Below are 12,912 nucleotides of genomic sequence, written 5' to 3' on the forward strand. Positions count from 1 at the left end.
TCAGGCGTCCTCTTCGACGAGTCGGGCCAGTCGGATGCGGTTGATCTTGCCCAGCTCGGTGCGGACGATCTCCCGTTCCTGCTCCGGCGCGTTCCCGATCCGCTCCTTGACCGCGTCCCGCATCTGCTCGCCGGTCCGGCCGGTGGCGCAGATGAGGAAGACGTGGCCGAACTTCTCCTGGTAGGCCAGGTTGAGTTCGAGCATCTCCGCCTTGAGCCGGCCGGAGGCGCCTGCCATGCCGCGCTGCTCGCGGGCGGAGGCCGGGTCGCCGGGCCTGGGGCGTCCGATCGGCGGGTGCCCGGCCATCGCCTCCCGCAGGTCCGCCGTGGTCAGCTCGGCCATGGCGGCGTCGCTGGCGGTGTAGAGGTCCTCCGGGGTGGCGTAGGGGCGGCCGGCGAGCAGTCGCCGGGCCCACTCGGTGGAGGCACACGCCTCATGGAGGGCGGCGAGGGCCGCCCGCTCCTCCAGATCGTTGAACCGGGCCAGGCCCGGGGGCGTGGAAGTCGACGTCACGGGAGCCTCCGTGGCCACGATGGGCCGTCGTGCTGAACGGGCTGCCGATAGCTAACGCCCTCGGAAACACCACGTCAACACTTTGTTGAAAATTCCGCGTAACAAGCCGGGCCCGGCCCCGGCGGCACGGCAGTTGCCGCTTCCCGTCCCGGTCAGGAGCCCTTCTCGCGGTTGAGGTAGTTGTAGACCGTGAAGCGGCTGACGCCCAGCGCGCTCGCCACGGTCTCCACGCCGTGCCGCACGGCGAACGCGCCGCGCGCCTCCAGGCTGCGCACGAGTTCCTGCTTGGCCTTGCGGTCCAGGTCGGCCAGCGGCCGGCCCTTCCGGCGTTCCATGGCGGCGAGGATGTGGTCGAGGGAGTCGGCGAGCTGCGGCAGGCGCACGGCGACGACGTCGGCGCCCTCCCAGGCGAGGACGACATCCTCGGGGCCGGCCTCGTCGGGCGGCAGCAGCACCGCGCCCATGGCGTCGACCAGCGGCTTCACGGCTGCGATGAACGGCTCGTGCCCGGTCACCTACCGCCCTCCCCGGTCCCGTCGCCGAGTGCCTCGTCGATCACGTTGACCTGCAGCGAGACCCGGGTGGCTCCGGCCCCGAGGGTCTTGCGCAGCAGCGCGTCGACCGCGCTGAGCACACGGTCGGCGCCGCCTTCGGCCGTGTTGCCGAAGGGGCCGACGTCGACGGCGTCCAGCTCGGCCGTCTCGATGACCTCCCGCGCCACCAGGGCGTGCGCGGGCGCCTCGTCCAGGTCGAAGGGTTCGGTCGTGAACTCCACTCTCAATCGCACGCGCTCAACCTAACCCCCGCCAGGGCTTTTCGGGCGGGCGGTGACCGACCCCTCTTGACAAGCGGCGACACGCGACGGCAATCTTCCATTACGCAGAAACGAACTTCCGCAATACGGAAACTTGACCACGGAAGGGAGCGCGGCCCGAATGCCAGGTTTCGAGTGGAGCACCGCCGCAGACCAGCGCTTCAACGTCAACCTGTCGATCCTCTTCACGGAACTCCCGCTCCTGGAGCGTCCCGCGGCCGCCGCCGCGGCGGGCTTCTCCGCGGTCGAGCTGTGGTGGCCCTGGATCGACTCCCCCACCCCCGCGCGGTCCGAGCTGGACGCGCTGAAGAAGGCGATCGAGGACGCGGGCGTCCGGCTCACGGGCCTGAACTTCTACGCCGGCCGGCTGCCGGGCCCGGACCGCGGCGCCCTGTCGGTCCCCGGTGAGGAGTCGGAGAGGTTCCGCGCCAACATCGACGTGGCCGCGGACTTCGCCGCCTCCCTCGGCTGCACGGCGCTCAACGCGCTCTACGGCAACCGGGTCGAGGGGACGGACCCGGCCGAGCAGGACGCGCTCGCCCTGGAGAACCTGGTCCTCGCGGCCCGGGCGGCCGACCGGATCGGCGCGATCCTGCTGATCGAGGCCCTCAACCAGCCCGAGTCGCCGCTGTACCCGCTGGTGTCGGCGCCGGCCGCCGTAGAGGTCGTCGACGCGGTGAACGCGGCGACGGGCCTCGGCAACGCGAGGTTCCTCATGGACCTGTACCACCTGTCCATGAACGGCGAGGACCTGCCCTCGGTCATCGAGCGGTACGCGGCGAGGACCGGCCACGTCCAGATCGCCGACAACCCCGGCCGCGGCGCGCCCGGCACCGGTTCGCTCCCGCTGGAGGACCTGCTCGCCCAGCTCCGCAAGGCCGGTTACGACGGCTGGGTCGGCCTGGAGTACAAGCCCGGCGACCGCCCGAGCGCCGAGGCCTTCGACTGGCTGCCCGCCGGGGCCCGCGCGGCCCGCTGATCATTCTGTACGGAGAAAGGCACCCCCCGATGAGTCTTCCCAAGATCGCCTGGATCGGCCTCGGCATCATGGGCTCCCCCATGTCCGAGAACCTGATCAAGGCGGGTTACCAGGTCACCGGCTACACGCTGGAGCAGGAGAAGCTGGACCGGCTGGCCGCCGCCGGCGGTACGGTCGCCGGATCGATCGCCGAGGCCGTGCGGGACGCCGACGTGGTGATCACCATGGTCCCCGCCTCCCCGCAGGTCGAGGCCATCGCCTACGGCCCGGACGGCATCCTGGAGAACGTGCGGCAGGGCGCCCTGCTGATCGACATGTCCTCGATCACCCCGCAGACCTCCGTCGACCTCGCCAAGGCCGCCCGCGACAAGGGCGTCCGGGTGCTGGACGCCCCGGTGTCCGGCGGTGAGGCCGGCGCCGTCGAGGCCGTACTGTCGATCATGGTCGGCGGCGAGCAGGCCGACTTCGACGAGGCCAGGCCGGTCTTCGAGGCGCTCGGCAAGACCATCGTGCTGTGCGGCCCGCACGGCTCCGGCCAGACCGTGAAGGCGGCCAACCAGCTGATCGTCGCCGTGAACATCCAGGCGTGCGCCGAGGCCGTGGTCTTCCTGGAGAAGTCGGGCGTGGACCTGGCGGCGGCGCTGGACGTCCTGGGCGGCGGCCTCGCGGGCTCGACCGTGCTGGCGCGCAAGAGGGACAACTTCCTGAACCGCGACTTCAAGCCGGGCTTCCGCATCGACCTGCACCACAAGGACATGGGCATCGTCACCGACGCCGCCCGCACCGTCGGCGCGGCCCTGCCGGTCGGCGCCGTGGTCGCCCAGCTGGTCGCCTCCCTGCGCGCGCAGGGCGACGGCGGCCTGGACCACTCGGCCCTGCTGCGGGCCGTGGAGCGCCTGTCCGGCGCCCAGGTCTGACAGCCCCTCCCGCACTTCCGGGCCGCGGCGCCGCCGACACCTGTCCTGTCGCGCCCAGGCGGCGCCGCGGCCCGGAATCCACTTCAACAAACTGTTGACGCTCCGACCCCCCACTCCTAGGCTCCACGAAGCGGAAACAGGTTTCCGCTGACACCCGCACGGAAGGTCCACGATGTCGAAGCGCGTGCTCACGCCGCGAACACTCACCACGGAGTCCGGCGCCCCGGTCGCAGACAACCAGAACTCCGCCTCGGCCGGCGTAGGCGGCCCGCTCCTGATCCAGGACCAGCACCTCCTGGAGAAGCTCGCGCGCTTCAACCGCGAGCGGATCCCGGAGCGCGTGGTGCACGCCCGGGGCTCCGGCGCGTACGGCCACTTCGAGGTGACGGACGACGTCACCGGCTACACCCACGCCGCCTTCCTGAGCGGGATCGGCAAGCGCACCGAGGTGTTCCTGCGCTTCTCGACCGTCGCCGACTCCCTCGGCGGCGCCGACGCGGTCCGCGACCCGCGCGGCTTCGCCGTCAAGTTCTACACCGAGGAGGGCAATTACGACCTCGTCGGCAACAACACCCCGGTGTTCTTCATCAAGGACCCGATCAAGTTCCCCGACTTCATCCACTCGCAGAAGCGGGACCCGTTCACCGGCCGCCAGGAACCGGACAACGTCTGGGACTTCTGGGCGCACTCCCCCGAGGCCACACACCAGGTGACCTGGCTGATGGGCGACCGCGGCATCCCGGCGTCGTACCGGCACATGAACGGCTACGGCTCGCACACCTACCAGTGGACGAACGCGGACGGCGAGGCCTTCTTCGTCAAGTACCACTTCAAGACCAACCAGGGCATCCGCTGCCTGTCCACCGAGCAGGCGCAGGAGCTGGCGGGCCAGGACCCCAACTCCCACCAGACCGACCTGCTCCAGGCGATCGAGCGGGGCGTGCACCCGTCCTGGACGCTGTACGTGCAGCTCATTCCGGCGGCCGAGGCGGCCGACTACCGCTTCAACCCGTTCGACCTGACCAAGGTCTGGCCGCACCGGGACCACCCGCTGCAGCGCGTGGGCCGCCTGGTGCTGGACCGCAACCCGGACAACGTGTTCGCCGAGGTCGAGCAGGCCGCGTTCGCCCCGAACAACTTCGTGCCCGGCATCGGCCCGTCCCCGGACAAGATGCTCCAGGGCCGGCTGTTCGCCTACGCCGACGCGCACCGCTACCGGCTCGGCGTCAACCACACCCAGCTCCCCGTGAACGCCCCGAAGGCGGTCCCGGGCGGCGCCGCGAACTACGGCCGGGACGGCCTGATGGCGCTCAACACGCAGGGCCGCCACGCCAGGAACTACGAGCCGAACTCGTACGACGGCCCGGTGGAGACCGGCCGCCCGCTGTCGGCCCCGCTGGCCGTCCACGGCCACACGGGCACCCACGAGGCGCCCCTGCACACCAAGGACGACGACTTCTTCCAGGCGGGCGAGCTGTACCGCCTGCTGTCCGAGGAGGAGAAGTCCCGCCTGATCGCGAACATCGCCGGCGGCCTCTCGCAGGTCTCCCGCGACGACGTGATCGAGAAGAACCTGGCCCACTTCCACGCCGCCGACCCCGAGTACGGCAAGCGCGTGGCGGAGGCGGTCCGCGCCCTGCGCGAGGACTGAGCACCAGGAACACGAGCAGCGTACGGGATCTGACGGGAGGTCACGATCCCGCACGCGGCCCGCGCGGCACGCCCGGCGGCCCGGATGAGGGGTGGCCGCCGGACGAAAGGCGCGGGCAGGGCGAGGACCGCGGCGGTGAGCGAGCCAGTGCGGTGGTCAAGGACCGGGCCCCCTTCTCGACCAGAGGGAAGGGCACCCGGCTCCGTCGCCGCCACCGCGGTCCCACCCAGCCCCGTCCCCGGGGCCCACCCGCCCCGTCCGGCGGCGCGAACGACCTGTCGCGCCCAGCCTCGCGCCGCCGGACGGCAACCAGCGCTCCCTGCACCGGGTCGTCCCGGTGAGGGAGCGTTCGGCGTTCCCGGGCACCGGTCCGGCGTGCGGATCCGTGCCCCGCGCCGCACGCTGAAGGCATGACTCACTACCCGCACATCGTGGTGCACCCCCCGGCGCTGGACGGTTCCCGGCGGGTCACCGAGGGGGACGTGATGCTGGGGATCGCCTCGCATCTGGACGATGTCGTGGAGATCCTCCGGCTGGCCGACCTGGACCGGATCGAGGTGGAGGAGAGCGATCTGATCGAATGGCAGGGCGGCGGCCCGGACGACTGGCCCGGGCTGTCGGAGCACGAGCTGTGACGGCGGCGCGTACGGCAGCGGCCGTAGGCCGGGTGCGCAACCCTCAAATCAACCTCTGAAGACCGCGGCGGAGGCTTCAACCACCCCTGTCACAGGGCAGATTAGGGGCATGCGGGGCCCGCCGGCACGGGGGCGGCGGGTCCCGTGCCGGGGGTGTCTCATGGGCCGTACGCCATCGGTCTCGCCGACTGCGCCGGACCCGTACGCGGTCGCGCTGCTGCGCGGGGGCGACCGCCCCGCCGTCACGGTCGCCGTCCTGGGCCTGCACCTGCGCGGCGCGGTGGAGGCGGGCCGGCCGGGCACCCTGCGCAGGACCGGGACGGGCTGGGCCGGGCCCGTCCGGCATCCGCTGGAGAAGGCCGTCCGCACCGGCCTCTGCCGGCCCGCCGGCCCCAGGGAGCTGCCCGGCCGGGCGGTGGTGCGGCGGGCCCTGGCCCGGATGCGGGCCGACCTGGCGGCGGACGGACCACTGCGGCCGCTGCCGCCGCGCCGCACCCGCGCCGGCCGCCGGCTGCTGGCGGAACTGCGCGAGCGCCGCCCGCTGCCCGAGGGGCCCGGCGGTCCGCCGGAGGAGGCGGCGCTGCTCGCGGCCGCGCTGTACGGCGAGCGGGCCCTGGCCGTGTCGGTACCGCGCTTCGCCCGCGAGGCCGGGCTGACGGGCCGGGGCGCACTCGCCGACGAGGCCCGTTTCCCGTTCGGCCGGGGCAACAGCCTGCGCCACCTCATCAGCGGCGGGGACCCCTACGGCGACGCGGACCACGGCCACGACGGCTGGGACGGCGGCACACACGGAGGGTACGACCACGGGCACGGCGGGCACGACTTCGGGGGCGGGGGCGGCGGCGGGTTCGACTGAGGACCCACGGCCCGGCGGAACGGCACGGCGGGTACCACCACGGGCACGGCGAGCACGACCACGGGGGGCGGTGACGGGTCGGCTGAGGACCCACGGTCCGGCAGCACGGCACAGCGGGCACGGCGGGAGCCGAACCCGCCGCCGCCCCCGAAGCAGCAAAGGCCCCCGCGGGCCCGGCGGCACGGCGAAGGGGCGGTCCGTCCCCCTGGAACGGGCCGCCCCTCGTGGTGCCGGACGCGTCAGACCTTCAGCGGCCTGATCGACGTCGGCGCGTGGCCGGGCTCCGTGGCCAGTTCCTCGAACTCGCTGATGTCGCTGATGTCCATGGTGCGGCTCATCGAGATGTTGGTGATCCGCTCCAGGATCGCCTCGACCACGACCGGCACCCGGTACTCGGCGGCCAGCTTCTTCGCCTCCTCGAAGGCGGCGCCCAGCTGGTCCGGCTCGGTGACCCGGATGGCCTTGCAGCCCAGGCCCTCCGCGACCTTGACGTGGTCCACGCCGTAGACACCCAGCTCGGGCGTGTTGATGTTCTCGAACTCCAGGTTCACCTGGAAGTTGATGTCCAGGCCGATCTGCGCCTGGCGGATCAGGCCCAGGTACGCGTTGTTCACCAGGACGTGGACGTACGGGATCCGGTGCTGGGCGGCGACGGCCAGCTCCTCGATCATGAACTGGAAGTCGTAGTCGCCGGACAGCGCGACGACCGGGGAGTCCGGGTCGGCCTTGGCGACGCCGATCGCGGCCGGGATGGTCCAGCCGAGCGGGCCGGCCTGGCCGCAGTTGATCCAGTGGCGCGGCTTGTAGACGTGCAGCATCTGCGCGCCGGCGATCTGCGAGAGGCCGATCGTGGTGACGTACCGGGTGTCCGGGCCGAAGGCACGGTTCATCTCCTGGTACACGCGCTGCGGCTTCATCGGCACGTTGTCGAAGTGCGTACGGCGCAGCAGGGCGGCCTTGCGCTCCTGGGTGGCGGCGACCCAGTCGCCGCGGTCGGGCAGCCTGCCCCCGGCCTTCAGCTCCTTCGCCACCTCGACGAACAGCTCCAGCGCGGCCTTGGCGTCGGAGACGACCCCGTAGTCCGGCGGGAAGATCCTGCCGATCTGGGTGGGTTCGATGTCGACGTGGACGAACTTCCGCTCGCCCCGGTAGACGTCCAGCTTGTAGCCGGTGTGGCGGTTGGCCCAGCGGTTGCCGATGCCGAGGACGAAGTCGGACGCCAGGAAGTTGGCGTTGCCGTACCGGTGCGAGGTCTGCACGCCGACCATGCCGGCGTTCAGCTCGTGGTCGTCGGGCAGCGCGCCCCAGCCCATCAGGGTCGGCACGACCGGGGTCCGGGTCAGTTCGGCGAACTCCACCAGCAGGTCGGCCGCGTCGGCTCCGATGACACCGCCGCCGGCCACGATGACCGGGCGCTGCGACTCCAGAAGAAAGGTGAGGGCCTTCTCGATCTGGGCCCGGGTGGCGGTGGGCCGGTAGACCGGCAGCGGCTCGTAAGTCTCGGGGTCGAACTCGATCTCGGTGAGCTGGACGTCGATCGGCAGGTCGATCAGGACCGGGCCGGGACGGCCGGAGCGCATCAGGTGGAAGGCCTGCTGGAAGACGCCGGGGACCTGCGCGGCCTCCAGGACGGTGACCGCCATCTTCGTGACCGGCCCCGCGATCGAGGCGATGTCGACGGCCTGGAAGTCCTCCTTGTGGATCACGTGGGTGGGCGCCTGGCCCGTGATGCACAGGATCGGGATCGAGTCGCCGATGGCGGAGTACAGGCCGGTGATCATGTCGGTGCCGGCCGGTCCGGAGGTGCCGATGCAGACACCGATGTTCCCCGGCCTGGTCCGGGTGTAGCCCTCGGCCATGTGGGAGGCGCCCTCCACGTGGCGGGCGAGGGTGTGCCCGATGCCGCCGCCCTCCTTGAGGGCCTTGTAGAACGGGTTGATCGCCGCGCCCGGCACACCGAAGGCGTCGGTGACGCCCTCGCGCTTGAGGATCTCAACTGCCGCGCGGGCAGCGGTCATACGAGCCATCGAGTACTCCTGCTTCGGCTGTCTGATGCGTACTCCCGGCGCGCCCCGCGGTGAGCACGGTCTCCAGAGGACCAATCTCTGCATTTCCGTAATGCGGAAATTGACTTCTACTATCTGGAAGCAATGTAGGTGGGCGGCGAAAGGTCGTCAAGAGCGGTCCGGACACCGGAAAGCGCCGGACAGGAGCGTGCGCGCAGGAGCACCATGGGAGCGCCGTCCCGACGCGACGCCTTGGAGTGGGTCATGCCCGAGAGCGTTCCGGTGCGCTGTCCGGTCTGCCGGCGCACTCACCTCTACACCGCGCCGGCGTATCCCTGCGCGTGCGGGGCGCCGACCGCGCCGCGTCTGGATCCGGCGGCCGAGCCGGCCGTGGCGGCGCACCGGGCCTGGGACGACGAGTGGCTGACCGTGCCGTGCGCGGCCTGCGGGCGCCCGGGCCACTGGCCCCGGCCGGAACTGGGCTGCCCCTGCGGCACGGTCCTGCGCGTCCCGGTGGCCGGGCCGGCACGGGAGGGCGGCACGGCGGCACCCGGACCGGACCCGGCGGACCCCCCGCGCCCGCCGGCCGCCGAGCCCGGCGGCCACGCGCCGCCCGGACCCCGCGCCCCCTTCCGGCCCCGCACCATCCGCACCGCCCGCGACGCCGTCACCACCGCCGCGCTCTACCTGCGCTGGCTCGGCTACCGGGACATCCGCCGCGCCGACCAGCGGCCCCCGAACGGCATCGGGCTCGCCGCCCACGGACTGCTCGCCCAGGTCGACCCGACGGTGCGGCCGGCCGGCCCGCGGGACGTGGAGTGCCTGTGGCTGACGGCGATGACCGAGTCCGCGCGGTGCGTGTACTTCTCCCTCGCCGGTTACACCGGCGCGGCCCGGACCGGCGCGGACGCGCTCGGCATGCCGCTGTTCGTGCTCGACCCGGCGGGCGTCCCGCAGCCGGTCAACGATCCGGCCGGCGCCCTGCACAGCACGGGCGCGCCGCGCCCGGGAACGCGGGCCCGGGACGGCGGGAGCTGACCGTCCGCCCGCGCGAGCGGCCCCGCACCGCACCTCCCGACGGCCCCGGACCCGGTACGCCACCGACTGCGCGCGCGGCCCGGGACCGCCGTGGAACATTCAGTGCTCGTTCCCCGCGGTTTCACACCCCGCGGGTCTCCCGCGGCTTCACACCCCGTACGTCTCCCGCAGTTCCACCTTGCGGACCTTCCCGGAGACGGTCATCGGGAAGGAGTCGAGGATCCGCAGCCGGCTGGGGATCTTGTAGTGGGCGAGCCGGCCCGCGCAGAAGTCCCGCAGCTCCTCCAGCGTGAGCGGGTCGGCGGGGTCGCCCGGGATGACACAGGCGAGCACCTCCTCGCCGTAACGCTCGTGCGGCACCCCGACGACCTGGACGTCCCGGATCTTCGGGTGGGCGTAGAGGAACTCCTCGATCTCGCGCGGGTAGATGTTCTCGCCGCCCCGGATGATCATGTCCTTGATCCGGCCGACGATCTCGACGTACCCGTCCTCGCGCATCACCGCGAGGTCCCCGGTGTGCATCCAGCGGCCCGCGTCGATCGCCTCGGCGGTCTTCTCCGGCTCGTTCCAGTAGCCGAGCATCACGCTGTAGCCGCGGGTGCACAGCTCGCCCGCGGTGCCCCGCGGCCGTGTCACGCCGGTGGCCGGGTCGACGACCTTGACCTCCAGGTGGGGCAGGACCCGGCCGACGGTGGCGGTGCGGTGCTCCAGGTCGTCCTCGATCCGGGTCTGCAACGACACCGGGGAGGTCTCCGTCATGCCGTAGCAGATGGAGACCTGCTCCATGTGCATCTCGGCGACGACCCGCTTCATCACCTCCACCGGGCACGGGGAGCCCGCCATGATGCCGGTGCGCAGGGTGGAGAGGTCGTAGGAGGCGAAGTCCGGGAGGTTCAGCTCCGCGATGAACATGGTGGGGACGCCGTACAGGGAGGTACACCGCTCGCGCTGCACCGCCTCCAGGGTGGCCGCCGGGTCGAAGGAGGGGGCCGGGATGACCATGCAGGCGCCGTGCGAGGTGGCCGCGAGGTTGCCCATGACCATGCCGAAGCAGTGGTAGAACGGCACCGGGATGCAGATCCGGTCCTGCTCGCTGTACGCGACCGACTCCCCCACGAAGTAACCGTTGTTGAGGATGTTGTGGTGGGAGAGGGTGGCGCCCTTCGGGAAGCCGGTCGTGCCCGAGGTGTACTGGATGTTGATGGGGTCGTCGCAGGACAGTTCCGCGTACGGGGCGTCCGGGGCCGCCCGCCCGAGCAGGGCCTGCCAGCTCGGGTCGCCGAAGTAGACGATCTCGCGCAACGCCGGGCAGCGGCCCCGCACCTCCTCGGCCATCGCCCGGTAGTCGCTGGTCTTGTGCGCCGGCGTGGCGAACAGCAGGCGGACGCCGGACTGGCCGAGGACGTACTCGACCTCGTGGGTGCGGTACGCCGGGTTGATGTTCACCATGATCGCGCCGATGCGGGCGGTGGCGTACTGGACCAGCACCCACTCCGGGCAGTTGACCGCCCAGATGCCCACCCGGTCGCCCTTGGCGATCCCGCTCGCGGCCAGCGCCCGCGCCAGCTCCTCGACCGCGGCGCCGAATTCGGCATAGGTCCAGCGCCGCCCGGACGGCACGTCGACCAGCGCCTCGCGGTCCGGCCAGGCCGCCACCGCCCGGTCCAGGTTGGCGCCGATGGTGTCGCCGAGCAGGACGGTGGGGCTCGTCCCGTGCGTGTACGACGGCTGAGCGGTCACCGGAAGTCCTCCTCGCGGTACTCGTCCTGCGAGCCGGCCGCCGTGGCCTCGCGCAGCTCGATCCGGCGGATCTTGCCGGACACCGTCTTGGGCAGCGCGCCGAACTCCAGCCGGCGGATGCGCTTGTAGGGGGCGAGCACCCGCCGGGAGTGCTCGAAGAGGGCCTTCGCGGTGCCGGGTCCGGGCTGCCAGCCCTCGGCGAGGACGACGTACGCCTTGGGCACGGCGAGCCGCAGCTCGTCCGGGGCGGGCACCACGGCCGCCTCGGCCACCGCCTCGTGCTCCAGCAGCGCGCTCTCCAGCTCGAAGGGACTCACCTTGTAGTCCGAGGCCTTGAACACATCGTCAGTGCGTCCGATATAGGTGAGATATCCCTCTTCGTCCCGGGAGGCGATGTCCCCGGTGCGGTAGTACCCGCCCGCCATGGCCTCGGCCGTGCGGTCGGGGTCGCCGTGGTAGCCGGTCATCACGCCGACCGGGCGCTCGCCGAGGTCGACCGCGATCTCGCCCTCGGTGGCGCCGGGCGCGCCGGAGACCGGGTCGAGCAGGTCCACCCGGAAGCCGGGGCTGGGCCGGCCCATCGAGCCGGTCTTCAGCGGCTGGCCGGGGCTGTTGGAGACCTGCACGGCGGTCTCGGTCTGCCCGAAGCCGTCCCGGACCGTCACCCCCCAGGCCTGCCGGACCCGCTCGACGACCTCGGGGTTGAGCGGCTCGCCGGCGGCCACCGCCTCCCGGGGCGGGGCCGCCAGCCGGCCGAGGTCGGCCTGGACGAGCATCCGCCACACGGTCGGCGGCGCGCAGAAGGTGGTCACGCCGGCCCGGTCCATCTCGGCCATCAGCCGGGCCGCGTCGAAGCGGGCGTAGTTGAAGACGAAGACGGTCGCCTCCGCGTTCCACGGCGCGAACAGGTTGGACCAGGCGTGCTTGGCCCAGCCGGGCGAGGAGATGTTCAGGTGCACGTCGCCCGGCCGGAGCCCGATCCAGTACATCGTGGCCAGGTGCCCGACCGGGTACGAGGTGTGGGTGTGCTCGACCAGTTTGGGGCGGGCGGTCGTGCCCGAGGTGAAGTACAGCATCAGCGGGTCGTCGGCCAGCGTCGGACCGTCGGGGAGGAACTCGGCGGACTCCGCGTACGCGTCCTCGTACGGCTCCCAGCCCTCCTCCGGCAGGCCGCCGACCGAGATCCGGGTGTAGGCGCCGGGCACGCCGGCGAACTTCGCCGTGTCCTCGGCGCGCGCGATCACGTGCTTCACCCGGCCCCGCTCCACACGGTCGCGCAGATCGCCCGGGCCGAGCAGCGGGGTGGCCGGGATGACCACCGCGCGCAGCTTCATCGCGGCCAGCGCGGTCTCCCACAGCTCGGCCTGGTTGCCGAGCACGACGAGGACGCGGTCCTCCGCGGCGACCCCGCGCTCACGCAGCCACCGGGCGACCCGGTTGGAGCGCTCGGCCAGTTCGGCGAAGGACAGCCGGGTCCCGGTGCCGTCCTCCTCGACGATGTGCAGGGCGGTGCGGTCGTTGCCGGCGGCGATCACGTCGAACCAGTCCAGCGCCCAGTTGAACTGTTCGGGCCGGGGCCAGCGGAAGCCCTCGTAGGCGGTGGCGTAGTCCTCGCGGTGCGCCAGCAGGAAGTCCCGTGCGTTCCTGAAGGCCTCGGTCGCCGTCGTCATCCGTCCTCCTTGCCTGGGTGGGCGTTCGCCGGCGCGCCCTCCGGCTCACTCCCGTGGTTCCCGGCCATTGCCGGGCGGCTCTCTGGCATCGTC

General features: G+C 72.3%; 12 protein-coding genes. 6 read left to right on the top strand and 6 right to left on the bottom strand.

The window, feature by feature from the left end:
- From uraD to IG05_RS0101975, 3 genes are all read right to left on the bottom strand, one after another.
- On the bottom strand, nt 1-513 hold the full coding sequence (gene uraD, locus IG05_RS0101965) for a 2-oxo-4-hydroxy-4-carboxy-5-ureidoimidazoline decarboxylase (RefSeq protein ID WP_030338564.1): 513 nt from the start codon (nt 511-513) through the stop codon (nt 1-3).
- A 152-nt stretch (nt 514-665) separates the two neighbouring features.
- Nucleotides 666-977 carry a helix-turn-helix domain-containing protein gene (locus IG05_RS0101970; RefSeq protein ID WP_420707556.1) on the bottom strand — a complete coding sequence of 104 codons (312 nt, stop codon included), beginning with the start codon at nt 975-977 and terminating at the stop codon, nt 666-668.
- A 47-nt stretch (nt 978-1,024) separates the two neighbouring features.
- A complete protein-coding gene (locus IG05_RS0101975) occupies nt 1,025-1,300 on the bottom strand; it encodes a hypothetical protein (RefSeq protein ID WP_037812730.1) in 276 nt (91 codons plus the stop codon).
- A gap of 148 nt (nt 1,301-1,448) precedes the next feature.
- Here IG05_RS0101975 and IG05_RS0101980 point away from each other — a divergent pair, with 148 nt between their 5' ends.
- From IG05_RS0101980 to IG05_RS0102000, 5 genes are all read left to right on the top strand, one after another.
- Complete coding sequence (locus IG05_RS0101980; protein ID WP_030338567.1) at nt 1,449-2,306, top strand: TIM barrel protein; 858 nt, start codon at nt 1,449-1,451, stop codon at nt 2,304-2,306.
- 29 nt (nt 2,307-2,335) lie between these two features.
- Nucleotides 2,336-3,223 carry a 2-hydroxy-3-oxopropionate reductase gene (locus IG05_RS0101985; RefSeq protein ID WP_030338568.1) on the top strand — a complete coding sequence of 296 codons (888 nt, stop codon included), beginning with the start codon at nt 2,336-2,338 and terminating at the stop codon, nt 3,221-3,223.
- A gap of 172 nt (nt 3,224-3,395) precedes the next feature.
- On the top strand, nt 3,396-4,874 hold the full coding sequence (locus IG05_RS0101990; RefSeq protein WP_030338569.1) for a catalase: 1,479 nt from the start codon (nt 3,396-3,398) through the stop codon (nt 4,872-4,874).
- A 410-nt stretch (nt 4,875-5,284) separates the two neighbouring features.
- Nucleotides 5,285-5,509, top strand: coding sequence for a hypothetical protein (locus tag IG05_RS0101995; protein ID WP_030338570.1), 225 nt, complete (start codon nt 5,285-5,287; stop codon nt 5,507-5,509).
- A gap of 160 nt (nt 5,510-5,669) precedes the next feature.
- Complete coding sequence (locus IG05_RS0102000) at nt 5,670-6,365, top strand: TIGR04222 domain-containing membrane protein (protein ID WP_030338571.1); 696 nt, start codon at nt 5,670-5,672, stop codon at nt 6,363-6,365.
- 239 nt (nt 6,366-6,604) lie between these two features.
- Here the strand turns inward: IG05_RS0102000 and gcl are convergent, their stop codons facing one another.
- Nucleotides 6,605-8,392, bottom strand: coding sequence for a glyoxylate carboligase (gene gcl, locus IG05_RS0102005; protein WP_107051274.1), 1,788 nt, complete (start codon nt 8,390-8,392; stop codon nt 6,605-6,607).
- A gap of 243 nt (nt 8,393-8,635) precedes the next feature.
- Here gcl and IG05_RS0102010 point away from each other — a divergent pair, with 243 nt between their 5' ends.
- Nucleotides 8,636-9,409 (top strand): hypothetical protein, encoded by a 774-nt coding sequence (locus IG05_RS0102010; protein ID WP_199808228.1) that lies wholly within the window; start codon nt 8,636-8,638, stop codon nt 9,407-9,409.
- A 147-nt stretch (nt 9,410-9,556) separates the two neighbouring features.
- Here the strand turns inward: IG05_RS0102010 and IG05_RS0102015 are convergent, their stop codons facing one another.
- A complete protein-coding gene (locus tag IG05_RS0102015) occupies nt 9,557-11,149 on the bottom strand; it encodes an AMP-binding protein (RefSeq protein WP_030338574.1) in 1,593 nt (530 codons plus the stop codon).
- Nucleotides 11,146-12,819 carry an AMP-binding protein gene (locus IG05_RS0102020; protein ID WP_030338575.1) on the bottom strand — a complete coding sequence of 558 codons (1,674 nt, stop codon included), beginning with the start codon at nt 12,817-12,819 and terminating at the stop codon, nt 11,146-11,148. Before IG05_RS0102020 ends, IG05_RS0102015 begins: the two co-directional genes overlap by 4 nt.
- Nucleotides 12,820-12,912 lie beyond the last annotated feature (93 nt).

It is taken from the genome of Streptomyces sp. NRRL S-1022 (genome assembly GCF_000720135.1).
Taxonomy (GTDB): domain Bacteria; phylum Actinomycetota; class Actinomycetes; order Streptomycetales; family Streptomycetaceae; genus Streptomyces.